The 25,831-nt window shown below is 53.4% G+C and carries 21 protein-coding genes and 1 tRNA gene; 9 read left to right on the forward strand and 13 right to left on the reverse strand.

Features of this window, described 5'->3' with window-relative positions:
- The first annotated feature begins 37 nt into the window (after nt 1-37).
- From recC to recD, 3 genes are read left to right on the forward strand one after another with little or no spacing between them, the layout of a single operon-like run.
- Complete coding sequence (gene recC / locus AC27K1_RS16875) at nt 38-3,340, forward strand: exodeoxyribonuclease V subunit gamma (RefSeq protein WP_487151970.1); 3,303 nt, start codon at nt 38-40, stop codon at nt 3,338-3,340.
- Nucleotides 3,340-7,002 carry an exodeoxyribonuclease V subunit beta gene (gene recB, locus AC27K1_RS16880; RefSeq protein WP_487151971.1) on the forward strand — a complete coding sequence of 1,221 codons (3,663 nt, stop codon included), beginning with the start codon at nt 3,340-3,342 and terminating at the stop codon, nt 7,000-7,002. Before recC ends, recB begins: the two co-directional genes overlap by 1 nt.
- Complete coding sequence (recD, locus tag AC27K1_RS16885) at nt 6,996-8,993, forward strand: exodeoxyribonuclease V subunit alpha (protein ID WP_487151972.1); 1,998 nt, start codon at nt 6,996-6,998, stop codon at nt 8,991-8,993. Before recB ends, recD begins: the two co-directional genes overlap by 7 nt.
- Nucleotides 8,994-9,048: 55 nt before the next feature.
- Here the strand turns inward: recD and AC27K1_RS16890 are convergent, their stop codons facing one another.
- Both AC27K1_RS16890 and dusA read right to left on the reverse strand, forming a co-directional pair.
- Nucleotides 9,049-9,405, reverse strand: a complete 357-nt coding sequence (locus tag AC27K1_RS16890) for a hypothetical protein (protein WP_487151973.1) — start codon at nt 9,403-9,405, stop codon at nt 9,049-9,051.
- Entirely contained in the window at nt 9,390-10,439 is a 1,050-nt protein-coding gene (dusA, locus tag AC27K1_RS16895; RefSeq protein WP_487151974.1) for a tRNA dihydrouridine(20/20a) synthase DusA, read from the reverse strand. Before dusA ends, AC27K1_RS16890 begins: the two co-directional genes overlap by 16 nt.
- A gap of 201 nt (nt 10,440-10,640) precedes the next feature.
- Between dusA and tal the strand changes: the two genes are divergently transcribed.
- Nucleotides 10,641-11,597: a transaldolase gene (gene tal, locus AC27K1_RS16900; protein WP_487151975.1), complete on the forward strand. Its 957-nt coding sequence runs from the start codon at nt 10,641-10,643 to the stop codon at nt 11,595-11,597.
- Nucleotides 11,598-11,666: 69 nt separating this feature from the next.
- Here tal and AC27K1_RS16905 read toward each other — a convergent pair whose 3' ends face one another.
- The 5 genes from AC27K1_RS16905 to AC27K1_RS16925 all read right to left on the reverse strand — a co-directional run bounded on the left by AC27K1_RS16905 (nt 11,667) and on the right by AC27K1_RS16925 (nt 15,827).
- Nucleotides 11,667-12,155 (reverse strand): STAS domain-containing protein, encoded by a 489-nt coding sequence (locus AC27K1_RS16905; RefSeq protein WP_487151976.1) that lies wholly within the window; start codon nt 12,153-12,155, stop codon nt 11,667-11,669.
- Nucleotides 12,152-13,336: a SpoIIE family protein phosphatase gene (locus AC27K1_RS16910; RefSeq protein WP_487151977.1), complete on the reverse strand. Its 1,185-nt coding sequence runs from the start codon at nt 13,334-13,336 to the stop codon at nt 12,152-12,154. Before AC27K1_RS16910 ends, AC27K1_RS16905 begins: the two co-directional genes overlap by 4 nt.
- A gap of 234 nt (nt 13,337-13,570) precedes the next feature.
- The gene (locus AC27K1_RS16915; protein ID WP_487151978.1) at nt 13,571-14,266 is read right to left on the reverse strand and encodes an MlaA family lipoprotein; all 696 of its coding nucleotides are present in this window, start codon (nt 14,264-14,266) and stop codon (nt 13,571-13,573) included.
- A 242-nt stretch (nt 14,267-14,508) separates the two neighbouring features.
- Nucleotides 14,509-15,111 (reverse strand): TIGR04282 family arsenosugar biosynthesis glycosyltransferase, encoded by a 603-nt coding sequence (locus AC27K1_RS16920; RefSeq protein WP_487151979.1) that lies wholly within the window; start codon nt 15,109-15,111, stop codon nt 14,509-14,511.
- Nucleotides 15,112-15,134: 23 nt separating this feature from the next.
- The gene (locus AC27K1_RS16925) at nt 15,135-15,827 is read right to left on the reverse strand and encodes a TIGR04283 family arsenosugar biosynthesis glycosyltransferase (protein ID WP_487151980.1); all 693 of its coding nucleotides are present in this window, start codon (nt 15,825-15,827) and stop codon (nt 15,135-15,137) included.
- Nucleotides 15,828-15,979: 152 nt separating this feature from the next.
- Here AC27K1_RS16925 and AC27K1_RS16930 point away from each other — a divergent pair.
- A tRNA-Arg gene (locus tag AC27K1_RS16930) sits at nt 15,980-16,055 on the forward strand.
- Between the two features lie 121 nt (nt 16,056-16,176).
- On the opposite strand, the gene AC27K1_RS16935 is transcribed toward AC27K1_RS16930, so the two are convergent.
- On the reverse strand, nt 16,177-16,347 hold the full coding sequence (locus AC27K1_RS16935) for a hypothetical protein (protein ID WP_487151981.1): 171 nt from the start codon (nt 16,345-16,347) through the stop codon (nt 16,177-16,179).
- 124 nt (nt 16,348-16,471) lie between these two features.
- On the opposite strand from AC27K1_RS16935, the gene AC27K1_RS16940 reads away from it, so the two are divergent.
- The gene (locus AC27K1_RS16940; RefSeq protein WP_487151982.1) at nt 16,472-17,017 is read left to right on the forward strand and encodes a DUF4136 domain-containing protein; all 546 of its coding nucleotides are present in this window, start codon (nt 16,472-16,474) and stop codon (nt 17,015-17,017) included.
- Nucleotides 17,018-17,071: 54 nt separating this feature from the next.
- On the opposite strand, the gene AC27K1_RS16945 is transcribed toward AC27K1_RS16940, so the two are convergent.
- Nucleotides 17,072-18,115 (reverse strand): methyltransferase, encoded by a 1,044-nt coding sequence (locus AC27K1_RS16945; RefSeq protein WP_487151983.1) that lies wholly within the window; start codon nt 18,113-18,115, stop codon nt 17,072-17,074.
- A 209-nt stretch (nt 18,116-18,324) separates the two neighbouring features.
- Here AC27K1_RS16945 and udk point away from each other — a divergent pair, with 209 nt between their 5' ends.
- Complete coding sequence (gene udk / locus AC27K1_RS16950; RefSeq protein ID WP_487151984.1) at nt 18,325-18,945, forward strand: uridine kinase; 621 nt, start codon at nt 18,325-18,327, stop codon at nt 18,943-18,945.
- Between the two features lie 51 nt (nt 18,946-18,996).
- Here the strand turns inward: udk and AC27K1_RS16955 are convergent, their stop codons facing one another.
- On the reverse strand, nt 18,997-19,602 hold the full coding sequence (locus tag AC27K1_RS16955) for a glutathione binding-like protein (protein ID WP_487151985.1): 606 nt from the start codon (nt 19,600-19,602) through the stop codon (nt 18,997-18,999).
- Between the two features lie 259 nt (nt 19,603-19,861).
- Between AC27K1_RS16955 and AC27K1_RS16960 the strand changes: the two genes are divergently transcribed.
- Nucleotides 19,862-20,899 (forward strand): GMP reductase, encoded by a 1,038-nt coding sequence (locus tag AC27K1_RS16960; RefSeq protein WP_487151986.1) that lies wholly within the window; start codon nt 19,862-19,864, stop codon nt 20,897-20,899.
- Between the two features lie 52 nt (nt 20,900-20,951).
- Here AC27K1_RS16960 and pflA read toward each other — a convergent pair whose 3' ends face one another.
- Complete coding sequence (pflA, locus tag AC27K1_RS16965) at nt 20,952-21,677, reverse strand: pyruvate formate-lyase-activating protein (protein ID WP_487151987.1); 726 nt, start codon at nt 21,675-21,677, stop codon at nt 20,952-20,954.
- A gap of 441 nt (nt 21,678-22,118) precedes the next feature.
- Between pflA and AC27K1_RS16970 the strand changes: the two genes are divergently transcribed.
- Nucleotides 22,119-22,484 carry a hypothetical protein gene (locus tag AC27K1_RS16970; protein WP_487151988.1) on the forward strand — a complete coding sequence of 122 codons (366 nt, stop codon included), beginning with the start codon at nt 22,119-22,121 and terminating at the stop codon, nt 22,482-22,484.
- Between the two features lie 249 nt (nt 22,485-22,733).
- Here the strand turns inward: AC27K1_RS16970 and AC27K1_RS16975 are convergent, their stop codons facing one another.
- Both AC27K1_RS16975 and oadA read right to left on the reverse strand, forming a co-directional pair.
- Nucleotides 22,734-24,035 (reverse strand): sodium ion-translocating decarboxylase subunit beta, encoded by a 1,302-nt coding sequence (locus tag AC27K1_RS16975; RefSeq protein ID WP_487151989.1) that lies wholly within the window; start codon nt 24,033-24,035, stop codon nt 22,734-22,736.
- A gap of 10 nt (nt 24,036-24,045) precedes the next feature.
- Nucleotides 24,046-25,824, reverse strand: coding sequence for a sodium-extruding oxaloacetate decarboxylase subunit alpha (oadA, locus tag AC27K1_RS16980; RefSeq protein ID WP_487151990.1), 1,779 nt, complete (start codon nt 25,822-25,824; stop codon nt 24,046-24,048).
- Nucleotides 25,825-25,831: the final 7 nt, after the last annotated feature.

Consider the following 25,831-nt stretch of genomic DNA (forward strand, 5'->3'; position numbering starts at 1 on the left):
AAATGGCGCTATTCACTGCTGATTTCCCGGAGCCTGTGTGTTCACCGTCTACCAATCCAACCAGCTCGATATCCTCAAGGAATTGCTGGTCGACAGAATCCGCCGCGAGCCGTTATCCGATCCATTTGCCGATGAGCAGATACTGGTGCAGAGCCCGGGCATGGCGCAATGGCTGCGACTGGAACTGGCCTCTGCCCTGGGCATTGCCGCAGGACTGGAATTTCCGCTGCCGGCCTCCTTTCTCTGGAAAAAATTCACTGAAGTGCTCGACGGCATCCCCGGGCGATCCGCCTTCAACAAGGAAGCCATGACCTGGAAGGTCATCACACTGCTGCCTGAATGCCTGGAGCAGCCGGATTTTGCGCCCCTGCAGCAGTATTTGCGCGATGATACGTCGGGACTGCGTCGCTACCAGCTGGCTGAGAAGATTGCCGATATTTATGACCAGTACCTGGTTTACCGACCCGACTGGATCACGGCCTGGGAACAGGGCGACAACCTTTCCGATATGACCGATTCCCAACCCTGGCAACCGATATTATGGCGAGCCCTGGTGGAAAAAACGGAAGCGTTGGGACAACCGGCCTGGCACCGGGCCAATCTTTACCGCGAATTCATTCAAACCCTGAAACAGGCTGACCAGAAACCCGCAGGCTTGCCTGACAGGGTCTTTGTTTTTGGTATATCCGCGCTGCCTCCCTATTATGTCGAAGCCCTGGAGGCACTGGGTCAGCATTGTGATGTTCACCTGATGGTGACTAATCCCTGCCAATATTTCTGGGGCGACATTCGTGACCCGAAGTACCTGGCCCGCCTGAATGCCAAACGCTTCAACCGGGACGGGATGACACCCGAGAACTGCGACACGTTCAGCAACCCCCTGCTGGCATCCATGGGCAAGCTGGGCCGGGACTATCTTTACCAACTGCAGGAACTGTCAGCAACCGAGATTGACGCCTTTGCAGAACCCGATGACCACACGCTGCTTCATACCCTCCAGGCGGACATTCTGAACCTCCAGGACCGGGGGGAACAAACCCAGTGCACGGCTCCTGTAGCAGAGGTTAATCCAGACGACCGCTCTTTCATGATTCACGCCTGCTACAGTGCGCTGCGTGAAGTTGAGGTTTTGCATGACCAGCTACTGGCATTATTCAACACTGACCCAACCCTGACTCCGAGGGATATTGTGGTCATGGTGCCCGATATTGATCGCTACAGCCCCTTCATTCAGGCCGTGTTCGGCAGCACGCCCGGGGAACGCTTTATACCATGGGCGCTGTCAGACCGAAGTGCGAAGGCAGAACATCCACTGCTGAATGCCCTGATGCAACTCCTGACGCTTAACCAGAGCCGCTGCACCGCACCGGAACTGATGGAAATCCTGGAAACCCCGGCGGTCATGCGCCGCTTCAGGCTGGATACCCAGGGCTATGAAACCCTGCGCCACTGGGTTGAGGAAGCGGGTATCCGCTGGGGGCTGGATACTCAACACCAGGCCGGATTGACCCTGCCGGATCGCCACGAGAACACCTGGCTATTCGGTCTGCAGCGTATGCTGCTGGGCTATGCCATGCCAGAATCCGATGGTCTCTATGATGGCATTCTGCCTTATGAGGCGATCCAGGGACTGGATGCCGCACTGTGCGGCCAGCTGGCCGATTTCATTGAAGCCATCCGGCAACTGGCAGAAACCATTGAGCAGCAACGGTCTGTTGATGCGTGGATACAAACCCTCAACACCCTGCTGGATCGCTTCTTTGAGCCCGATATTGATGATGAACGCCCTCTCCAGCTGATTCGCTCCAGCCTGGAAAACCTGCGCCAGCAACTGCTCGATGCCGGTTACAGCGATCACCTGAGTCGCGATATCCTGGTCGATTACCTGGCCGCCAAACTGGACAGTGAACGTGGCAGCCAGCGTTTCCTGGCCGGACAGGTCAATTTCTGCACGCTGATGCCCATGCGCTCCATCCCCTTTCGTGTCGTCTGCCTGCTGGGCATGAATGACGGTGTCTACCCACGCAGCATTGCGCCGACCGGGTTTGACCTGATCTCCCGCCACCCCCGCCGTGGAGACCGGTCTCGCCGCGATGATGACCGCTACCTGTTTCTTGAAGCGTTACTGTCAGCCGGAGAACGTTTCTATATCAGCTACGTGGGCCGAAGTATTACCGATAACAGTGAACGTATTCCCTCGGTACTGGTCACAGAATTACTCAATTACTGCGAGCAGGCCTTCACTATCAAGGGACAACCCACAAGAAAAATCACCCAATGGCTGATAACAGAACATCCGCTGCAACCTTTCAGCCAGGCCTATTTCAACCAGACAGCGTTGCCCAATGAAAACGCATTGTTCAGTTTTGCCCGGGAATGGCTGCCGGCAGCAAAAGGTGAAGGCGAGTCTGCCCAGCCTTTCCATATTGAGCCTTTGAACGCTGAATCCAGGCCGGAATCAATTGAACTGACCGAGTTACTAAGGTTTTACCGGAATCCCTGCCAGTACTTCTTTAACCGCCGGCTCAAGGTCTGGTTCAGCGATCAGAATGACATGCTTGAAAGCGACGAACCGTTCAGCCTTGATCCACTTGAGTCTTACCAGTTAAGGGAATCATTGCTTGATGACCTGCTCAATAGCGGCAATACCAAGCAAAGCGAATCGCGCAGTCGTGCCAGTGGCGCGTTACCCCATGGCCACTTCGGGCAACTGACGCTGGAAGAGCAGAAAGAAGCTTTGAAAACACTTGGCCATTCTCTGACTGTTGCCCTGAACTCACCCACAGACGACCTCGAGATCAATCTTGTCCTGACGTCAGGAATCCCGCTAACGGGCTGGCTGACACAATGCACCCGCAATGGCCTGGTGCGTTTCCGTCCCGCCAAACTCAAGCCCAGGGATTATCTGCGTTACTGGATAGAACATCTCTGTTATTGCGCCTGCGCAGAAACCCCCGCCAACACCCTGATATTTGGCACCGACAAACAGGGGCGTTTAGAGGCTATTCCTGCTGATGTCGCCAAACAACACCTTGAAACCCTCGTTGACTGCTACCTGTCTGGCCACAACGAGCCCCAGCCCCTGTTTCCAGCCACCGCCTGGGCCTGGCTGGAAACGATTGTGCAAGACAAGGTCATCAGCACCGATCCCAAACTGTCCGAAAAAGCCCGGGATAAAGCGCAAACCGCCTATTGCGGTGGATTCAGGCTCACCGGAGAGTCTGAAGATCGCTATATCCAGCGCATTTACCCGGAATTGAATGACACCGTATTTGAACGTATGACAGAACTTGCAGAAGCACTGCTACTGCCAGCCTTTAACGAACTGGAGATCGGCTAATGGCAACGCCCATGACAGACGACCATCGTCAGCCAACCGCTCCGGTCGCATTGGATGCGCTGACGTTTCCCCTGTTCGGTCGCCGGTTAATCGAAGCCAGTGCGGGCACTGGCAAAACCTATACCATTGCCAGTCTCTACCTGCGACTGCTGCTGGGCCATGGTGACGAGCACACGGCCCACGACGTGCCGCTGACCGTCGATAAAATACTGGTAGTGACCTTTACCGAAGCCGCAACCGCTGAACTGCGAGACCGTATTCGCGCCCGGATTCATGATACCCGCCAGGCCTTCCTCTCCGGCGAAGCGGGCGATGCGTTAACGCAGGCGTTGCTCGATGCCTCCGATGATCATCCGGCACAGGCAGAACGCCTGTTGCTGGCAGAGCGCCAAATGGATGAGGCAGCGATATTCACGATTCACGGCTTTTGCCAGCGCATGCTGAAACAGCATGCCTTTGAAAGCGGCACCCTGTTTAATTGCGAACTGGTTACGGATGAATCGGACCTCTTGCACCAGGCCGTGGCCGACTACTGGCGACACCGGTTTTACCCGGCCAACGCCGCCCTTTCCACGACCCTCAAAAGCTACTGGAACACCCCTGCCGAACTATTGGCCGACATACGACCCTGGCTCGCCAGCCACGGGTTAACCGTTAAAGCGGGCAAGGCCGACGACCTGCAGGAACGCCATGATGAAGCCATAAAGACCATCGCAGCGTTCAAACAGGCCTGGCTGTCTTCGGTCGGTGAGTTTGCCGATATCATCAGTCAGTCCGGCGTTGACAAACGCAGCTACTCAAAAAGCAACTTACCCCGCTGGCTTGATGCCGTCTCATCCTGGGCCAATACGCCGACGCAATCACTGGCAGTTCCCGAAGCATTGGAGAAATTCCGGCAGGACAGACTGACGGAAAAAACCACCAAAGGAACCACACCTGAACATGCGATTTTCGTCGCCTGTTGTGAGTTGCAGGACAATTTGCCCAATTTCAGAGACGCCCTGCAGGCCGAAGCACTGGCAGAAGTCAGGGAGCGCCTGCTCGCTCACAAGACGATGCATCGCGCCATGTCTTTTGATGACCTGCTGACCCGGCTGGCAGCTGCACTCAATGATCCGGGCAATCGGGAACTGGCACAACGACTCAATGAGCAGTTCCCGGTCGCCATGATTGATGAATTCCAGGATACCGATCCGCTGCAGTACCAGATATTCAGCTGCATTTATCCGGAAGCTGATACCAACGACAAATCCACACGGCAAAGTGGCCTGTTCATGATTGGCGACCCCAAACAGGCCATTTATGCCTTCCGCGGCGCCGATATTTTCACGTATATCAGCGCCCGGCACAGTGTCGCCCATCACTATACGCTGGGCACAAACTGGCGCTCCACCAGCGCCATGGTGTCTGCCGTAAACCAGCTTTTCCAAAAGGCCCGCGCCCCCTTTATCTATGACAGGGACATCCCGTTCCATGCCGTGGCCCCCTCCCCCCATGCAGACCGAAAAACACTACGTGTTGAGGGTAAGCCGTCGCCCGCTGTCGAATTCTGGCTGGACGAGAACAGTGGCGAGGTCGTCAACAAAGGCGCCTATGAAGACACCATGGCCCATGCCACCGCAACGCAAATCAATACGTTGCTGACGGCGGCAAAGAATGGCCAGTGCGTTATCGGTTCCACGGATTCCCAACAACCACTGTCGCCCGGTGACATCGCCGTCCTGGTCCGGACAGGCACCCAGGGTCGCATGATCCGTGAGGCACTGGCACGGCAAAATATCGACAGCGTCTACCTGAGCGGTGGTGACAGCGTATTCGCCACGACTGAAGCTGCCGACCTGCAACTGATCCTGTCGGCCTGCCTTAACCCGACCGATGACCGTACCCTGCGTGCCGCACTGGCCTGCCCATTGTTTAACCTCAATGCGGAACAGCTGGATCAACTGAATCATAATGAGCGCGCCTGGGAGCAGGCCGTTGAGGAATTCACGCAATACCGCCAGTTCTGGCAGCAGCAAGGCGTGCTGGCCATGCTCAGGCGACTACTGGTACGAAGGAAGATAGCGGAGCACCTGCTGGCCTCACCACAGGGTGAACGACGCTTGACTGACTTTTTGCATCTCGGCGAACTGCTGGCAGCCGCCAGCCAGGAAGTCAACAACCTTCACGCCCTGTTACGCTGGTTATCCGACCACCGGGTTGACCCGAACCATCGCGCCGAAGAGCAACAGCAACACCTGGAAAGTGACCGTAAGCTGGTACAGATCGTCACCATCCATAAATCCAAGGGGCTTGAGTACAATGTTGTTTTTCTGCCGTTTATCTGCACCTGGCGGGAACAGGACCAGGCCCTCTATCACGATGATCACCAGCGGGCAATTCTCGACCTGACAGGCGACGAGGAGGCATTAGAAAAAGCCGACACTGAGCGCCTGGCTGAAGATTTGCGTCTGCTTTATGTTGCCCTCACCCGACCGGTACACACCTGCTATATCGGTCTGGCGCCGGTCAGCAAGGGCGGCAGAGGAAAAGCCTCTGATCTGCACCGCATGGCGATAGGCTACCTGTTACAGGGAAGAGAACCCGGTGGACTGACAGAACTCAAGCAAAAACTGGACACCCTGACAAACGACAATCCCTGTATTTCTGTCTCCTCACCACCGAAGGAAATTCCACCTTCCTACCAGCCCGTAGTGGATGACACCTCGGAATTGAGCAGCCCGGCATTTGACGGCCAAATTGAGCGTAACTGGTGGGTCACCAGCTATTCGGCACTGTCCATGCACAGTACGCAGGCGACACCGATCAAAACGGATACGCCAGACGCCAGCCTGGAAGAGCCGGGACTGGATATTGATGCCAGTATTGATCAACCTGCCACCGATAGCACGGAACCCGCCGTTAGTCCGGATGGACACAACATTTTCACCTTTCCCAGGGGTGCACAGGCCGGCACTTTCCTGCATGGATTGTTTGAACAGATCTCGTTCCCGACCGCCAGCGGACCGGATCACCAGGCGTTTATCCAGGAACAACTCCTGCTGGGCGGATACGACTCGTTCTGGGAACCGGTTGCCGTGCAATTGATCGATGATGTACTGGATTGTCCGCTCAATGATGCAGGCCTGACATTACGCACCGTCAACGATGACAAACGCCGGGTTGAGATGGCCTTTTTCCTGCCCATGGCCAGGATTGACGCGCCCTCTGTTAACCGGATTATCCGTAACGGTGATCCCCTTTCCGCGGATGCCGGGCAGCTTAATTTCCAGCAGGTGCAGGGCATGCTCAAAGGATTCATTGACCTCGTGTTTGAGCATGATGGTCGTTATTACGTGCTCGACTACAAATCCAATCACCTGGGTTATACCACCGCCGACTATTCACCCGATGCCATGCGACACGCCATGATCGAACACCGCTATGACTTCCAGTATCAACTCTACACGCTGGCCCTGCATCGACTACTGTCCACCCGGCTGCCGGACTATGACTATGCGCAACATATGGGCGGTGTCTTTTATCTGTTCCTGCGGGGCATGAAGGACGGTGATACCGGTCGAAACGGTGTATTTCATTGTCGTCCATCACTGTCGTTGATTGCACAACTGGATGAACTGTTCAGCCATGGGGTTGCACCAGCAGGAGACCTGTCATGCTGAAGGCTTTATCTGCACTGGTCGACAACGGTCATATTCGCCCACTGGATTATCAGTTTGCCCGGTTTCTTCAATCGCTCGACGACAATGACCTGCTGGCACTGGTCGGCGCACTGGTCAGCTATCAGCTCGGGCATGGCAATGTCTGCCTGAAGCTGGATGCTCTCGACACCACAAACCTGTTTGGCAGCAATGAGGCAGAGAGTCGGCAGTTGATCGAAAAGTCTGGCGTTGCTCCGTCAGCATGGCACAGCACACTGAAAACATTGCCCGTTATCACTGATGGCAGTTCACCTTCCCCGCTTGTACTCCAGGACCATCGACTCTATTTGCGACGCTTCTGGCTTTACGAAAAAGCGATCAGTGACTGGCTGGCCAAAAGTCAAAGCACGCCGGTTCATTCAACGGACATGAAAGAGACACTCTCAAGGCTCTTTACGAGAAATTATGCCTTCGTCCGTCAACAACTGGCGTCCCTCGCTATCGATGATATCCGCCTGACACTCACCAAGTGGCTTGATATTGAAAGACCTGAAAAGATTGATTGGGGAGCCGTTGCTGATGCCATTCAAAAAGATCAGTGGCAGGCACTCGATCAATTGATTCCTGACACAACCTGCCTCAACTGGCAGAAAGTCGCGGCGGCTGTCGCGGCCATGCGACGGTTTGCAGTTATCAGCGGTGGTCCCGGAACCGGTAAAACAACGACGGTTACCCGCCTGTTGGCCCTTCTGGTTGAACAGGGTATCGCACAGGGGAAAGTACCGGATATACGACTGGTCGCACCGACGGGCAAGGCGGCAGCGCGCCTGACAGAATCCATCGGTAATGCCCGTACCCAGCTGAATTGCAGTGAGGCTGTCCAGCAGGGCATTCCTGCCATGGCCAGTACACTGCACCGGCTACTGGGAGTCATTCCCAATCAACCCGGTTTCAAGCATAACCGGCAAAACCCCTTACACCTCGACATCCTGGTTGTCGACGAAGCCTCCATGGTCGACCTGCCCATGATGGCACGGCTTCTGGACGCTTTGCCGGACCATGCCCGCCTGATTCTCCTGGGAGACAGAGATCAGCTGTCGTCGGTTGAAGCGGGCAGTGTACTGGGCGACATTTGTAGTTTTGCCAGTGAAGGCTACAGTCCTGCCCAATGCGAGCAGTTGCAACAATTAACCGGTTTTGACCTCTCATCTTGCCAGCAGAGCAGCGGTTCAAGCCTGCGTGACAGCCTGTGCCTGTTACGCAAGAGCTACCGTTTTGATGCACGTTCAGGTATTGGACAGTTGGCCAGTGCTGTCAACAGCGGCAACCCATCGCAGGTTAACGCGTTAATCGATGCTAACTATGGCGATATCACACTTCATACAAAGGGTGAAAAAGACTATCCCTACCTGATGACACTGGCACTGGCGGGTTATCGCCACTATTTGAACGAAATCATCCAGCAAGGTTCACAAGGGACGATTATTGCCGCCTTCAACCGGTTCAGGGTGTTATGTGCTGTTCGTGAGGGGCGCTACGGGGTTGCGGGTTTAAACCAGGCCATCAGTCAAACGCTGGCCTCGGCTGGACTGATCAGAACGGATACGCCGTGGTATGCCGGTCGCCCGATATTGATTACACGTAATGACCATGGGCTCGGTCTGTATAATGGTGATATCGGCATTACCCTGCCGGATGAAACCGGACGCTTACGGGTAGCCTTTGAAATGCCGGATCGTTCAATTCGCACTTTCCTGCCAAGCCGTCTGCCTGAGCATGAAACGGTATTTGCCATGACCATCCACAAAAGCCAGGGATCCGAATTTGATCATACCGTGATGGTACTGCCGGACCAGTCGGGGCCGGTATTAACCCGGGAACTCGTCTACACCGGTATTACCCGGGCGAAAAACCAACTGGACCTCTTCGCCAACAAAACCATTCTGGAACAGGCGATCTGCCGCGCTACCGTTCGGGATTCTGGTCTGGCCGCACGCCTGGCCACACTCTGAATACCACCGTAAAGGCCATCCGCCAGCAAAAACGGGATGGCCTTTACACTGCAGCTCAGAGCAAGAGCCTGATCAGGCGAAAGCTCGTTACAAGCACCCCGAACGTTGTCAGCAAGAAAATCAGTGCCAGGCACCAATAACCCAGCCGTCTGATTTTCAGTAGCTGCCGCCGAAAAAAGCGGGGGCATGTTTCCGGTTTCTCAGGGATGTACTGAAAACTGGCGATTAACATGAAACCGGTCAGGGACCACAGCATGCCAACCAGCCCGAACATAAATACCGGGCTGTTTTCCAGCGATACTGACCGGAACAACGCCACGCCAATAGCCAACACTGAGCCGAACAGCGCCAGGAATAGCAAGGGTTTCCAGGGCATCAGACGAATCGCAAGAGCACTCAGTTTCTCAAGCATGCGGATGAATTGTCTTCCCGGATCTGACCAATCAGCAAACTGTCAGGCACCTGCGCCAGTGCATCACGAATAACCTCAATACCCACACCTGCCCGATGGGCATATTCGCTGAGATGACGACGGAAACGACGGGCACCGGGTTCGCCATTAAACAGGCCCAGTACGTGGCGGGTGATATGATTGAGATGGCTGCCATTGGCCAGGCATTGCTCAACATAGGGGAACATGGCTTCCATCACGCCATGGCGGGTCAGCAAACGATCAGGGGAGGCATCCTGCCCATAAATGACGCTGTCAACGTCGGCCAGCAACCAGGGATTCTGATACGCCTCCCGTCCGACCATCACACCATCAACGTGTTGTAAATGGGCTTGTGTTTCAGCGATGGTCTTAACGCCGCCATTGAGAATAATTTCCAGCGCCGGAAAGGTTTCCTTAAGGCGATAGACAACATCATAACGCAGGGGGGGAACATCCCGGTTTTCCTTTGGACTGAGCCCTTCCAGAATGGCAATCCGGGCATGAACAATAAAGGTGCGACAACCCGCCTCGGCCACCTGGCCCACAAAATCCGCCAGCGCTTCCCAGGAATCCCGACCATTGATCCCAATGCGATGCTTGACGGTCACTGGAATATCAACAGACTCTCGCATGGCCCGGACACAGGCCGCAACGGTTTCAGGCTCTGCCATCAGGCAGGCGCCGATCCGTCCATTCTGTACCCGATCGCTGGGGCAACCGACATTCAGGTTAACCTCGTTATAACCCCATTGTTCTGCATATTGCGCGCACTGCGCCAGTGCCGTCGGGTCATTGCCCCCCAGCTGCAGGGCAACCGGTTGTTCTTCCGGGTGAAAATCCAGAAAGCGGTTCCGATCACCGTGAATCAGTGCACCGGTTGTCACCATCTCGGTATATAAGAGGGCTGACCGGGAAATCTGTCGAAGAAAAAAGCGACAGTGACGGTCAGTCCAGTCCATCATGGGTGCTACAGAAAACAGTCGGTTAGGTTCGTTATGCGCTTTCACAGTCATCCGGCGATAGAAGTTAGCACTAAAAAACCAGCGATTATATCGTCAACGGTCGCTGGAACCTATACGACTCATCGGTGGCAACACGGGTTATGGCGCCTGGCAAAATAATCAAACCTCGCTCAGGAATAGGCATATTCCGTTACCCGCCTCCCGAAATGCAATGATAAACTGTCGGTTTTGACAAGATAACCGCTAACCAGCATGCCAACCCAACTCGACCAATTACGCACCATGACGACCGTGGTAGCGGATACCGGAGACATTGAAGCCATCCGCCGGTTTAAGCCACAGGATGCCACAACCAACCCAACCCTGCTGCTGAAAGCCGCCACGATGCCCCAGTATCAGCCCCTCGTCAAAGAGGCAATCCTCTGGGGAGAGGAACATGGTCGCAGCGCTGAAGAAAAAATGGCCTTTACAACGGACAAACTTGCCGTGCTGATTGGTCGTGAGATCGTCAATATTATCCCTGGCCGCATCTCCACGGAAGTGGATGCCCGCCTGTCATTCAATACGGCCGCCACCATTGAGCGTGCTCATCGCCTGATTGAACTCTACCAGCTGGCCGGCGTGTCGTCAGATCGTGTACTGATCAAGATCGCATCCACCTGGGAAGGCATTCGCGCCGCAGAGCACCTGGAGAAGGAAGGCATTCAGACCAACCTGACCCTGCTGTTCAGCTTTGCCCAGGCCGTCGCCTGTGCCGAAGCCGGTGTTTTCCTGATATCACCGTTTGTTGGCAGAATCCTGGACTGGTACAAACAGCACACCGGACGCGATAGTTATCAGCCCCATGAAGATCCTGGCGTAGAATCAGTTACCCGCATTTTCAATTACTACAAGGCCCATGGTTATAACACTGTTGTGATGGGTGCCAGCTTCCGTAATATTGGAGAGATTCATGAACTGGCTGGCTGTGATCGCCTGACAATCAGCCCGGCCTTACTGGAAGAATTAAGCGCTTCCGAAGCACCGCTCAACATCAAGCTGAATGCTAATCAACCAGCCGGCCAGGAAGAAAAAATCAGCTTATCGGAATCCGAATTCCGCTGGGCAATGAACCAGGATGCCATGGCGACCGAGAAACTAGCTGAAGGGATCCGTAACTTTGCCAAAGACCAGGTCTCACTGGAAGACACTCTCAGGAGTATGGCCTGACAAACCTGTCTGTAACAAAAAGCCCGCATGATAGCGGGCTTTTTGTTACAGGGTAATCAGATTCATCGTCTAACCGTTTTCATTTTCCAGCGTACGGACAAGATCCTGAAAGACGACCCGGTTCTCTTCATTGAGACTCATCAGCTCGCGATGCGCAGCCAATACTTTTTCCCTGACCGCTTGTTCACTGCATTCAACACTGGGCAAATCCCGCAGCAGCTGGGAACCGTCCTGACCTTCCTTGACAATCACAAACACCTTGTCGAAGCCCATACTCAGCAAAATGCGATTGATATCCTCATTGGAGGAGATAATCGTGGGAATCATCCCATACCGTTTACGGGCCTGGATGGATAACTTGGCAAGCAATCCCAGCGATGTGCTGTCAATGCCTTCCGTTTCTGTCAGGTCCACCAGGATGGATTTGAACCCTTCCTGTGCCAAGACATGCTCCAGCGCCTTGTCGAGGGTGGTGCAGAGCGTCATGCGCACATCACCCACAAACTTCAGGACATAGGTGCCGGCATTCTCGGCAAACTGAATCTTTCCTGCACTCATTCTGTTGTATTAGCCAGTACCAGCAGGGCAATATCATCCGGCGTCTCATGGATATCTTCCAGGTTGAGCCGGCTCATCAACGCCTCTGCAGTCGTAGCACCCTCACTAATCACCGATAACAGATACGCTTCTTTTTCCTTCAGTGTCTCCTGGGGAAGCACCTCCAGAATACCGTCGGAGAACACAGTTAAAGAGAAGTCCCGGGGCAAGTCAATGGTCACATCGTCGAAACTGGCGTCTTCAAAAAGACCGACCGGCAACCCCTTGCCCTCAATCAGTACCGTTTTATCACGACTGGCCAGTATCGGGAAAGGGTAATGGCCGCCAAACGCATAGGTCAGCGTATGCGCCCGGGTATCGACAATACCGCCAAACACCGTGACGTGCTTGCCAAGGCCTGTTGTCAGCAGCCCCTGGTTCAGATATGTCAGCACGTAGGAAGGCTTGACCACGCCCTGCCGTGATTTGGAGCGGTATTCCTGCAACAGGGTCAGGAACATGTTTTTCAGCAATACGGTCACAAACGCAGACGACGCCCCATGCCCGGAAACATCCGCCAGGTAAAAGCAGAAACAGTGGTCATTGACCGGGAAATAATCGACAAAGTCCCCACTCAGGTAGAGAGAGGGGTAAATTTTGTAGTCCAGCTGATAGCCCTGGAAGGTGAATGGTGTCGGCGGCAGCATTTTCAGCTGAACCTGACGACCGGCTTTCTGATCAGCCCGCAATACGTCCAGACTCTCTTTCAGTGACTGAATGGCCTCTTCCAGACTTTCCCGGTACTTGCGGTTCTGGGCAGCGAGATCAGCACTGTCGAGCGCACGTTTGATCGCGTATTCGAGTACTTCAAGGTCGACAATCGGCTTGATGATGTAGTCACTGGCCCCCAATCGCAGGGCTTCAACCACATCAGCCATGACACCGGCGCCGGACACCACAATAAAGGGTGTCTCGGGCGAGATTTCATGAACCTTTCTGAGTAGCGCCAAACCATCCATGCGCGGCATACGGAGGTCACATAACACGAGATCGGGCTTGCACTCGGTGAAAACGGCCAGGCCGGACTCACCGTTGTCCGCCTGCAGGATGTCGAAGCCGCTGTCTTCGAGGTAGGCAACAATACTGTCCCGCACGATGGCGTCATCATCAATCACCAGGAGTCGGCTGCTTCCTGCAGTCATGCTTTTTCCTTGTTCAAACGAAACAGATACCCGGTTTTCACTGGCAACTGACGTTGCCCCGATGTTGCTGAACGCTGACCCATTGGCTGTAACCGTCCGGTTGTAGGAAGTATTGCTAAGGGATTCTATGAAATTACCTGCTCAGGCCCGTGCCTGCAAGCAGGATTATACTCTAGCGCAAAACCCATAAAAAAGGCCGGTCACCCGGCCATTTTTATACATTGACGATCTTCATTAAAAGTCGTCTTCCGGCACTTCACCGGTGATCATGAACTGACGACTCTGTAGATAGGCATCCCGAATAAAGACGTACTTGTCGCCGACAATCAAGCCTTCTGCGCCCCGAAGGCGGTTACGGGTATCAAGGATATCCAGCGTATGGACTGCCATGAACTCAGGGCTCCACCATTCAAGATTGTTGGTGGGGTTCAACTCAAGATCAGGCACAAAGCCCACAGTGGAGCGGGCAGTTCTGGGGCCGTAGAACGGCAACACCACATAGGGACCAGAGGGCACATGCCAGCGCGCCAGGGTTAATCCAAAATCCTGGTAACGACGCTCAATGCCCAGTTCTGTGGCAACATCGAGCATCCCCAGCATGCCGACGGTGGAGTTGATCACAAAACGACCACTGGTCGCTGCGGCATCCCCCATCCGGAGTTGAAGTACCGCGTTCACCAGGTTACGGACTTCCCCCAGGTTCTGGAAGAAGGATGTCACCAGTTTCTGGACGGGCTCAGGAGTGACCTTGTCATACCCCCTGGCTGCCGGGTCAAGAATCCACTGATCCATTTTTTCATTGAAATGGAATATTTTACGGTTCATCGGCTCCAGCGGGTCATCGTAGGACACCGGTTCATAGGCGCTGGCTAACTGGGTTACCAATACCAGCATCACGGCGGATGTCCACCGAAGACAGGCAACACGCATGTTTTCTCCCAAAGTTTGTTTACGCATTCTGTTGGACTGATTACCTAATTATACCTGCGGGGCAATCAATAAACATTGACGGCGCCCGAGACATCAAAATAAAAAACTGCCAGTCGGGATATTGACACCCGCAACAACCCTTAGCCCGATCAATGACAAAGGATATTGGCTACGAAAAACTGACAATGCACGACCAAAACGCACTGAGATAGACGGGGTCAACACGTAACTTTACCGCCAGATTATGGCAGTGCCCGATAACGTGCCAGATCCTCTGGACGATCAACATCCCACAGCGTATCGAGCTCCAACCAGCTAGCCTGCGCCTCTCGCAATCGGCAGCGGGTTTGTTCCAGTACCCTGTCTGTTCCCCAGTCTATGCCGCTGAATAATTGAGGAATATAACGCCGCATAGCCAACAATACATAACCGCCATCTTCTGCGGGTCCGAGCACAACATCAACGGCATCCAGTCCTTTCAGCGCAGACTCGAGGTATTCTCTGGACAGCACCGGGCAATCACTACCCAGAAACAGAATTTTATGAATTTCGCCATCCAGGTTCTCTCTGGCTGCCTGCGCCATTCGTTGCCCAAGATTCCCATCACACTGCAACGCGCGCGACCAGTGATCGAAAAGACAGGGAAAATCCCCTTCCATCCCCATCCAGAGCTGTAAGGGTGCAAGCTGCCATTGCGCTAACTGCCCCCCCACTCGACTCAACAAGGAAGCATGAACATCACAGGCGCCTTTTTCGCCAACAGCAGGAATCAATCGGGTTTTTACCTTCCCCGGCAACGGGGGTTTGGCAAACAACAGAATGGCAGCATCAGGGTAGGCAAACATACACTGTCCCTAGTATTCAGTAATCAAGCAGAGCCCTTACCATTGACTCGATACGACTTAGACAGCTTTTCCGGGGCAACACCGGCGTAATACTGTATACGCAAACGCCACATCAGCAGCACAGTCCTCAAGATGCCATGTTTTTCCCAGCGCCGGCTATCTGTGACCACACAAGCCTTCAGACAATGCGGTCGCTGAATCTTAATCAGTCGCCGGGAAAGTTCAAGGTCTTCCATCAACGGGACAGGAGCAAAGCCTTCCAACCGGTTAAACAGGCTGGCCGACACAAACATACCCTGGTCACCGGAAGCAATCCCGGTCAGTCGAGACCGCCAACTTATCATTCGCTCAATAATTCGGAATAAAGCATGTCGCCCAGTTAACCGGACATCAAATCGCCCCCATCCCTCACCTGCGCATAGACAGTTCGCTATCAGCGCATCAGCATCCACCGGCAACGTGGTATCGGCATGCAAAAACAGCAAAACATCACCCGTTGCAATGGCTGCTCCGGCATTCATCTGTAAACTGCGCCCTCTTGGGGCACTGATCGCCTGATCGACCAGCCCTTCTGCTGCGAGGAGGGTTTCATCATCACTCCCGCCATCCACCAGAATCAGTTCATGCCCGGCGACTCTGTAGCACTGCAACCCGGATAGCTTTTGCCGTAAGACAGATGCTTCATTCAAGACCGGGATAATGATCGACAATTTCATGATTCAGGCGGGTTCCATCCGGGCGACAATCCACTGATACCAACAAGACAAGCTATTGATGAAAAGCCATATAATCGTCTATGATAGCGACACATCTGGATGAGCGACAACAGCTATATGTGCTTAATTGCATAGACGCTGGTTAAAGTAATGTCCCTATAGTTCAACCGGATAGAACAGCCGCCTCCTAAGCGGTCGATCCAGGTTCGAGTCCTGGTAGGGACGCCAATAAGACCAACAACTTAAAGACGCACTAACGTACCATATGTTAGGAAAGCCCAATTCACGGCACAGTTACGGGTACAGTTATGCGCCGACCTGAAATCCCCTTCCCAACCCCAGCATTGATTCATTTTTTTCTAACCGTCTTGTTATGACAGGTACAAAAAGAGGCTTGAGCCCAACCACCTGCCCCATAAGCCGCATCTGCCCAATATGAGTTAAACACCAGAATGCACTGAATAGACAGCATTGAAACAAGCGCTGTAATCAGTAATAACGGCGAGATAACAATCGCCATAATCGCTTCGTCTTTTCTAACCATTGACGGTACAACAATATTCAAACCGGACTGAAACGGGCACAATAAGAACAACAATAAACAGACCAATTCAAATCCAGAAGAACAAAGCAGGAGTCAAACCATGCGATCCCTGACAACCGCACTCGCCCTTGGCTGCATGGCGTTCACGCTGTCCGCCTGCTCCAACCTGTCTGATGACCACAATCTGGCCAGTTATTCCATGACAACCGGCGTCCAGAAACCATTCGACATCAAACACTATGATGCTGCCGTCTACGAGCCGGTATACGTTCCCCGTGAAGACCCACTGGTACCCATGAGGGATGCGGCCTATACACGCCTTGAGAACGTGATCAAGGCGACACTGGAAAACAAGGGGCTGCGTGAAGGGGAAATGACTGAACACACCATCCGGGTCAGATTCGGACTGGCCTCTGAATACCTGCTCAGTGATGCTGAACTGGCTTCAGCCATGGGCCTGAACCCGGGACTGGTTACCAGCCAGGAAGACAGCAAGCTCACCATCGGGATTACCCTGATTCGGGCAGAGACAGACGAAATACTGTGGAATGGCGCACTGCAGGGGGTCATGCTTAAAGGCCTTGACCCTGAGCAACGGGAAAAGCGACTTAAACAGGCAGTTACGACACTGTTAAGCTCACTGTAAAGACAGAAACCGGTGATGGCAGACACAAAACCCTGCCATCATTTTCCTCAGCGATCAGCCATTAATGGCTTCATAAACCGTAAAACCATCCCGCTTTGCCAAAACGTGACAATGACCAAAAACCGTTTCGATAATCGGCGGATAACGCAGAAAACTGTTAGCCACAATCCGCAGGCGTCCTTTGGGTTTCAACAGTGATTTCGATTCCCTGAGAAATTGTTCGGTTGTTTCATACTGTGTTTTCACCCCTTCATGGAAGGGCGGATTGGAAACAATCGCATTAAAACGTCCACGGACGTTTTCCAATCCATTACTGGCAATCACCGCCACAGGCTCGACCTCGTTAATCCGACAGGTTTCCCGGGTAGCTGCCAATGCCATGGCGTCATTGTCGAGCAAGGACAGCCGAATGCCCGGAAACCGCTTCGCCAACCAGGCGCCAACAACGCCTGAACCACAACCAAAATCGAGAATATCGCCTTTAAAACCCGCTTCCATGGTTTCCAGCAATAACCGGGTGCCGACATCCAAACGACCATGATTGAACACCCCGGGCAATGTTACTGCCTTGATACAAACATCATGCACGACCTCTTCAAATGAAGCTTTCCAGTCGTCAGTAACAAACGGTGACGATTTAACCGTTGGCGTTAACACATAAAGCGAACAGTGACGGGCAGAATCAATTTTATCGACATCACCATACGCCGCCAGCCGCTTTTGCCAGGATTTAATACCATGACTGTTTTCACCCACCAGCAACAAACGACCATTGTGTGACAGAAGAGGCAGACACATGGCCAACAGGTAATTCATGAATTCCCGGCTTTTCTGCAAATACACAATAACAGTATCCGGCTTTTCTTCCTGATCGGGAATGCATTCACCATAGGCAAGACATTCTTCACTGACACCAAGATCTGCAAGCCGTGAACGAACCATCTCACTGGTGGTATAAACGTTGACTGACGCCACACCCTGCTGACTCAGCTGCAGCACAAAGTGATCATTTTCCGGCTGTACAACGAGAATACGTTCCGCCTCCAGCACATCACTGTTCTTAACCAGCAACTGGCTGGGATTTGTCAGCACATTCATACCGTATCCTGTCATCTCGCCCTGAAATCAATTACAACCTGTACAGGCCAATAGCGGCCCCAAAAAGCGCCGTTTTATAACCGATCCAGGCAATACACACAAACGTCAGCGGATAAACAACGGGTTACGTAGAATGACGAATTCAGCTAAACCCAAGGCTCAGCTATAGTTGGCGGTATTTATACCGCGTCTGCCTCAGAGATTTCCCCATGCCACAGAAACCCATCCTGGTCGGTATTGCCGGCGCTTCAGCTTCCGGAAAAAGCCTCCTGGCTGAAACCCTGGTTGAAGAACTGAAAAGCGAACACCTCAGCGTCATCTCCGAGGATTCCTATTACAAGGACCAGTCACACCTGAGCATGGATGAACGTGTTCTGACCAACTACGATCACCCGGACGCGATCGATCACAACCTGATGCTCCAGCATCTCCAGATGCTCAAGCAAGGGGAAGCCATCCAGGTTCCGACCTACGATTACGCCATCCATAACCGCACCAGCGAAACCCGCACCGTACGCCCTTCACGGGTGGTGATTTATGAGGGCATCCTGCTGTTTGTCAACCCGGATGTCCGCAAGCAGTTTGACCTGCGCTTCTACATGGACACACCACTCGACATCTGCCTGATTCGTCGCCTGCAGCGGGATATTGTCAGCCGCGGACGGGATATGGAGTCTGTCATCAGCCAGTACATGGAAACGGTCCGACCGATGTTCCAGCAGTTTATTGAGCCCTCGCGCCAGCATGCTGACCTGATCATTCCCAGGGGCGGCAAAAACCGTATTGCCATGGATCTTATCAAGACCAAGATCAACACATTGATCAACTGATCCAACCGTAAACGACACAACCGGTGCGTATGCGTAAGCATTGCACCGGTATCAGGACTGCAACCACTCGAACAGCTCAAGCTCCATGCAGTTCTCCACAATACGGGAGATATGTGGAAATGAACGCATATCAATATCCAGTCGCCCTGTCGTCACCACCAGCGGGACCAGTATCAAATCCGCCATGGTGAGCTGCTCACCAAAACAGTAGGTTCCCGTCTGGGCCTGATGGGCCAGCATAAATTCCAGCCTTGCAAGACCGGTTTCCAGCCAGTGACAAAACCAGAGCGCCTGTTCCTCCCTCGGTATCTGCAAACGGTTTTCCATATAACCTGACACCCGCGCATGGGCATAGGGCTGGATATCACTGAAAATCAGCTGGGCAAAACTACGGACCCTGGCGCGTACCTGGGGCTGCTCCGGCAATAACGCCGGCTCAGGATGGACATCCTCAAGATATTCAAGGATTGCCATGGCCTGCGTCAGCTGCTGATCCCCGGTATCAAGCACCGGAGATTCATGTGCCCCACCCTGGTAATGCAGCCCGGCCAGCGCCTCGGTATCTGGCTCAGCCATAACGTGATCAATATCCTTGAACAACAGCGCCAGTCGGACCATCTGATCCGCAGGCGACACATTGCGGCTATACAGCTTCATCACGGTACTCCTTCACAGCAGCCTGTGCACTCAACATTCAGCCCTCACGCAAAAAAGAAGACCATGGCAGGCGCCGGTTAAAAACTTTACAACGCACAGTATTTCACTGATACTCCGCCCGTATAAGTGTCAGGCAAGATCAGTCAGGCCTGGCAATCACTTATACGCTGAATAGTCGGCATTATAGTGCGCTATAAGCCGGAAAGACTGATGGCTGCCAACGACGACACCAGCCCAACGTAAAGGCACAGAACTGTTCATGCGTGTAGAAAACGATATCAAGCTCGGCTTCAAGGATGTCCTGATTCGTCCCAAGCGATCCACCCTGAAGAGCCGATCCCAGGTCGATCTGAACCGCACTTTCCACTTTATGCATTCCGGGCGCGAGTGGCGTGGCGTCCCTGTCATCGCGGCCAACATGGATACCGTCGGCACCTTTGAAATGGCCACCGCGCTGGCTCAGCATGGCATGCTCACCGCCATTCACAAACACTACACGGAAGAGCAGTGGAACGAATTCCTGACTGATGCGACAGATGACTTTTATCACCGCATCATGGTCAGCAGCGGCACCTCTGACAGCGATTTTGAAAAACTGAATCGCATCCTCGCAGCCCACCCCAAGCTCTATTTCATCTGCATTGACGTTGCCAACGGCTACTCTGAACACTTTGTCGATTTTGTTGCCAAAGTGCGCAAGGCATGGCCAGACAAAGTCATCATTGCTGGTAATGTCGTTACCGGTGAAATGGTTGAAGAGCTGTTACTGGGCGGCGCTGACGTTGTTAAAGTCGGCATTGGTCCCGGCTCTGTCTGCACCACCCGGGTCAAGACCGGCGTTGGTTATCCGCAGCTGTCAGCCGTCATTGAATGTGCCGATGCAGCTCACGGTCTTGGCGGCCAGATTATTTCCGATGGTGGCTGCACCTGCGCGGGTGATGTTGCGAAAGCCTTTGGTGGCGGCGCTGATTTCGTCATGCTGGGCGGCATGCTCGCTGGCCACGATGAATCCGGCGGCGAGCTGATTGAAGAAGATGGCGAACAGTTCAAGCTGTTTTACGGCATGAGTTCAGCAACAGCCATGGACAAACACAGTGGCGGCGTGGCGGAGTATCGCGCTTCGGAAGGCAAGACCGTCAAGATTCCCTATCGCGGTCCGATTGCAATCACCATCCAGGATATTCTTGGCGGCACCCGCTCTGCCTGCACCTATGTGGGCGCAGCCCAGCTGAAAGAGCTGACCAAACGCACGACCTTCATTCGCGTTCAGGAACAGGAAAACCGTATCTATAACTGATTCTGAACGGATAATAAAAAAGGCGATCATATGATCGCCTTTTTTATTTGGCTTAATAAATTGCCTGAATCCCCTTATTGAGAAAGATACCCTGCAGATCCCGCATCAATTCCTCAGAAGGCGGTGTTACCTCTTCGAGTTCATAAATGTCTTTCATCAGATCCCACTTGTGCTTACCCAGCGCATGATAAGGCAGCAATTCCACCTTCTCGATATTCTTCATGGGCGCAATGAACTCAGCCAGTTGCTCGGCATAAACAGGATCTGTGGTATAACCCTCAACAACCACATAACGGATCCAGGTCGGCTTGTTGATCTCCTGGAGATAACGAGCAAAATTGAGCACACGCTCATTGCCAACATACGTCAGTTTCCGATGCAGGTCGTTGTCCATGTGCTTGATATCCAGCATGACAAGATCAGTTTGCTCAATCATGTCGGCAATAGGGTTGGTAATACCTTTGACATAGCCATTGGTATCCAGACAGGTGTGAATCCCTTCCTTACGACAGGCACGGAACAGTTCAGCCACAAACTCTGGCTGAAGGCTGGGCTGACCACCACTGACAGTCACACCACCTGACAGGAAGTGTTTTACGGCCCGGATCTTTTCCATCAGATCACCGACCGACACCATCTCCCCGTCTTTCATGCTCCAGGTATCACGGTTATGACAGTACCGGCAACGCATCACACAACCTTGCGTGAAAATCACAAACCGGATACCCGGTCCATCAACAGTTCCAAATGAGTCAGTTGAGTGAATTCTGCCCAGCATGCCTGCTCCAGATAATGAGGGATGTCACGTCGGCATCGTTATTGTCTGGTTTTTCCGCGCCAGCAAGGCCAATACATCAGCGGTATACAGAGACAACGGTGCCATAAAAATCAAAAGTAGTTGGGGATACTAAATAGTTTTTGAGGTTTTACTATCTGTACTAGCACCTAAGCAGAACAGAATCACTGGAAGAGGGGGTTAAGCTGACAACGTATTTCTACCCACCGGAAACAGAAAAAACGGACTGGTTAAATCCATTTTATAGACGACAAATATCATTTTATGAAATTAGCGTATAAGAACAGAAAAAAGCTAAAAAAAACAAGAAAAATCAACTCCAATTTAGGTAAACCTACCTATATTAGCTCTATTGGCCATTTACTAGTATTCGGCCCATAACGATTTTAATAGACACAGGATTCCCTTCGCTGGAGCGATATAATGAGCAAATACATGTATACCACGGTTTACGAAGAGTTTACTGGTATCAAGCCTCCCGAACCTAAAGAACACAAACCCAAAAGAAAGCGTGGTTACGGACATCCCTACCGCATGCGCCTGAATATGCAAAACAATACTACGTCTACGTCAGGCAATGAAAAACCGCAGCGCCATTTCAACAAAGAATCCATGGACCTGGAGAGCAGTGATTACAACACGTCTTCAGACAGCTATATGGTCAAACCCTCCCGACCGAGACAAGAGGAGGAATCACATTTCTCAATGAGCGATACCGCACCGCGCGTTACCTACAAAAAAAGACGTCATGTTGACCATGATGCCTGCTCACATGACGCCCATTTCTGACCGCATGTCATTCAATTAAGCCCTATATTCACGCATTAACATCTGAATTTCATCCAGGCCACGACTCTTGATTCTTCATTAATCAGCATGTTCCAGACGACACTGAAAGCACACTATTCACATTTTTTATGTGAGGTGGCACAGACACGGTCAAGCGTTGGGAGTTGTCTGCAGGTTGTGGAATGTTAGGCGTATCGGGAAGGGATAGTGTAACCGCCGAAGTATCGGCGGTTACACGTCATTGGATGTTTAACCCAAAACGTACTTGATCATAACACCTGCCGCCACGGCCGAGCCGATAACACCGGCGACGTTGGGCCCCATTGCATGCATGAGCAGGAAGTTCTGGGGATTGGCTTCCAGGCCAACCTTGTTGGACACCCGGGCAGCCATCGGCACCGCGGATACCCCTGCAGAACCAATCAGCGGATTCACCTTGTTCTTGCTGATCAGGTTCAGCCCCTTGGCCATCAGAACACCACTGGCTGTACCGATACAGAAGGCCACGATACCCAGACTGAGGATACCCAGGGTTTCCGCCTGCAGGAACTTGTCAGCCACCAGCTTTGAACCCACAGACAATCCCAGGAAGATCGTAACGATGTTGATCAGCGCATTCTGCGCAGTATCAGACAGCCGATCTACCACGCCACATTCACGCATCAGGTTACCGAAGCAGAACATACCCAGCAGCGGTGCCGCATCCGGCAACAACAGGGCCACCAGCACCAGCAACACCAGCGGGAAAACAATCTTTTCACGCTTGCTGACATGGCGCAGCTGCGTCATGGTGATGCGACGCTCTTCCTCGGTGGTCAGGGCACGCATAATCGGCGGCTGAATCAGCGGTACCAGCGCCATATAGGAATAGGCGGACACCGCGATAGCTCCCAGCAGTTCCGGCGCCAGCATGCTGGACACATAGATCGCTGTCGGACCATCCGCACCACCGATGATGCCGATCGCCGCTGCCTGCGCAACGGAAAAATCCATCACACCCAGCGCCGTCATTCCCAATGCGCCCAGGATGGTCGCAAAGATACCGAACTGCGCCGCCGCACCCAAGAACAGGGTACGGGGATTAGCCAGCAGCGGACCAAAGTCCGTCATCGCACCAACACCCATGAAAATCACCAACGGTGCAATACCGCTGGCAATGGCCACAGAGTAGAACTGGTAAAGCATGCCGTTGCTGTAGGTCAGGTTCTGCGCCAGCTGGGAGGCTGCAAACTGAACCTCGGCCGGTGCCGCCTCATAGACCTGCAGCAATTGCTTGACGGACTCAAAGCCCACACCCAACACACCCGCCATCGCTTCAACGTGGGCCGGATTGGCCTTGTGAATCAATTGCTCAACCGCGGAATAGGCCAGACCCGCTTCGGGAATATTGGCAAGAATACCGCCTAGCCCGATCGGCACCAGCAACAGCGGCTCAAAGTTCTTCCGTATCGCCAGAAACAGCAGGCCGAAACCCACCATTATCATGGCAAACTGTCCCAGGGTGATGTTATAGAGACCCGACCCGTACAGGAGTGTTAACAGTTTTTCCATGATGCACTCCTCAGGCCAGCATCAGCAGCGTATCGCCAACAACAACGGAATCACCTTCCTTGACGGATACCGAACCCACCGTACCGCTACGGGGCGCACGCACTTCCGTTTCCATTTTCATGGCTTCCAGGATTATCAGCACATCCCCTTCCTGAACCTGCTGCCCCGGCTGGACATGCACCTTCCAGATGTTACCCGCCAGGGGAGCCGGCATAGGCTCGCCACCGGTGACCGGCGCACTGGCTGGAGCAGCCTGACCACCCGGCGCAACGGATACCGGCTTGATACCGGAGATATCCCCGCCATCAGCCACTTCCACCACATACTCCTGACCGCTGACCGTGACGGTATACACTTCAGGCTTACCGGATTCACGCGCCACCAGCTCCTGACCTGTCGGAGCAGGCTCAAAGGCATCGGGATTACCGCGATTTTCCAGGAACTTGATACCGATCTGCGGGAACAGGGTGACAGTCAGCACATCATCAATGGCATTCTCAGCCAGTGTGATGCCCTTCTCTTTCACCTGGGCATTCACTTCTTCTGTCAGACGGGCCATCTCCGGCTCCAGCACATCGGCCGGACGACAGGTAATGGGATCTGCGCCATCCAGCACCCGCGCCTGGAGTTCACTGTTAAACGCTGCCGGTGCCGCGCCGTATTCACCCTTGAGAATGCCCTGGGTTTCTTTTGAAATGGTCTTGTAACGCTCGCCGGTCAGGACATTCAGTACCGCCTGGGTTCCGACGATTTGAGAGGTCGGCGTCACCAGCGGGATATGACCCAGGTCTTTACGGACCCGCGGAATTTCTTTCAATACATCATCAAACTTATCGGCTGCGCCCTGCTCCTTGAGCTGGCTTTCCATGTTGGTCAGCATGCCACCAGGTACCTGTGCTACCAGGATACGGGAATCAATACCCCGCAGCGCCCCTTCAAATTTGGCGTACTTCTTCCGGACATCCCGGAAATAGGCCGCAATCTCTTCCAGAGCGTTGATGTTCAAGCCTGTATCGCGATCGGTGCCCTGCAACGCAGCAACAATGGATTCGGTCGGCGAATGGCCATAGGTCATGGACATGGACGAAATTGCGGTATCGACACGATCAACACCTGCTTCAATCGCCTTAAGAATGGTCATGGATGAAAGACCGGCGGTTGCATGGCAGTGCAAATGAATATCCAGATTGGTTTCCGTCTTCAGTCGCGACACCAGCTCATAGGCATCATAAGGCGTCAGAATACCGGCCATATCCTTGATGCAGAGGGAGTCAGCCGCCATATCCTCAATACGCTTGGCCAGATCGACCCACATACCGGTGTTATGAACGGGACTTGTCGTATAGGAAATTGTGCCCTGCGCATGGGCGCCCTGCGCCTTGACGGCCTTCATGGCCTGCTGCAGGTTACGGGGATCATTCATCGCATCGAAGACACGGAACACATCCATCCCGTTGGCGACAGCGCGCTCAACAAAGGTATCAACGACATCGTCCGCATAATGGCGGTAGCCCAGCAGGTTCTGTCCACGCAGGAGCATCTGCTGTTTCGTGTTGGGCATCGCCTTCTTCAGCGCACGCAGACGCTCCCAGGGATCTTCCCCCAGGAAACGGATGCAGCTGTCAAAGGTGGCGCCGCCCCAGGTTTCCAGGGACCAGAAACCCACCTGGTCCAGTTTTTCGGCGATGGGCAACATGTCCTCAAGACGCAAACGGGTTGCAAAAAGAGACTGGTGCGCATCGCGCAGCACTACATCAGTAATGCCTAGCGGTTTCTTGTTCTCAGACATTCGGTAA

The organism is Kistimonas ophiarachnellae, assembly GCF_057552235.1.

What these genes read in the sequence shown, in the direction of transcription:
- AC27K1_RS16915 (WP_487151978.1), bottom strand. Translation starts at nt 14,266, where the DNA reads ATGCGTGTTGCCTGTCTTCGGTGGACATCCGCCGTGATGCTGGTATTG.
- AC27K1_RS16970 (WP_487151988.1), top strand. Translation starts at nt 22,119, where the DNA reads ATGAGCAAATACATGTATACCACGGTTTACGAAGAGTTTACTGGTATC.
- dusA (WP_487151974.1), bottom strand. Translation starts at nt 10,439, where the DNA reads ATGACTGTGAAAGCGCATAACGAACCTAACCGACTGTTTTCTGTAGCA.
- AC27K1_RS16925 (WP_487151980.1), bottom strand. Translation starts at nt 15,827, where the DNA reads ATGAAATTGTCGATCATTATCCCGGTCTTGAATGAAGCATCTGTCTTA.
- AC27K1_RS16910 (WP_487151977.1), bottom strand. Translation starts at nt 13,336, where the DNA reads ATGACTGCAGGAAGCAGCCGACTCCTGGTGATTGATGATGACGCCATC.
- AC27K1_RS16920 (WP_487151979.1), bottom strand. Translation starts at nt 15,111, where the DNA reads ATGTTTGCCTACCCTGATGCTGCCATTCTGTTGTTTGCCAAACCCCCG.
- AC27K1_RS16905 (WP_487151976.1), bottom strand. Translation starts at nt 12,155, where the DNA reads ATGAGTGCAGGAAAGATTCAGTTTGCCGAGAATGCCGGCACCTATGTC.
- pflA (WP_487151987.1), bottom strand. Translation starts at nt 21,677, where the DNA reads ATGCTGGGCAGAATTCACTCAACTGACTCATTTGGAACTGTTGATGGA.
- oadA (WP_487151990.1), bottom strand. Translation starts at nt 25,824, where the DNA reads ATGTCTGAGAACAAGAAACCGCTAGGCATTACTGATGTAGTGCTGCGC.
- AC27K1_RS16945 (WP_487151983.1), bottom strand. Translation starts at nt 18,115, where the DNA reads ATGAATGTGCTGACAAATCCCAGCCAGTTGCTGGTTAAGAACAGTGAT.
- AC27K1_RS16935 (WP_487151981.1), bottom strand. Translation starts at nt 16,347, where the DNA reads ATGGCGATTGTTATCTCGCCGTTATTACTGATTACAGCGCTTGTTTCA.
- AC27K1_RS16890 (WP_487151973.1), bottom strand. Translation starts at nt 9,405, where the DNA reads ATGCTTGAGAAACTGAGTGCTCTTGCGATTCGTCTGATGCCCTGGAAA.
- recD (WP_487151972.1), top strand. Translation starts at nt 6,996, where the DNA reads ATGCTGAAGGCTTTATCTGCACTGGTCGACAACGGTCATATTCGCCCA.
- AC27K1_RS16975 (WP_487151989.1), bottom strand. Translation starts at nt 24,035, where the DNA reads ATGGAAAAACTGTTAACACTCCTGTACGGGTCGGGTCTCTATAACATC.
- AC27K1_RS16940 (WP_487151982.1), top strand. Translation starts at nt 16,472, where the DNA reads ATGCGATCCCTGACAACCGCACTCGCCCTTGGCTGCATGGCGTTCACG.
- recB (WP_487151971.1), top strand. Translation starts at nt 3,340, where the DNA reads ATGGCAACGCCCATGACAGACGACCATCGTCAGCCAACCGCTCCGGTC.
- udk (WP_487151984.1), top strand. Translation starts at nt 18,325, where the DNA reads ATGCCACAGAAACCCATCCTGGTCGGTATTGCCGGCGCTTCAGCTTCC.
- AC27K1_RS16955 (WP_487151985.1), bottom strand. Translation starts at nt 19,602, where the DNA reads ATGAAGCTGTATAGCCGCAATGTGTCGCCTGCGGATCAGATGGTCCGA.
- tal (WP_487151975.1), top strand. Translation starts at nt 10,641, where the DNA reads ATGCCAACCCAACTCGACCAATTACGCACCATGACGACCGTGGTAGCG.
- AC27K1_RS16960 (WP_487151986.1), top strand. Translation starts at nt 19,862, where the DNA reads ATGCGTGTAGAAAACGATATCAAGCTCGGCTTCAAGGATGTCCTGATT.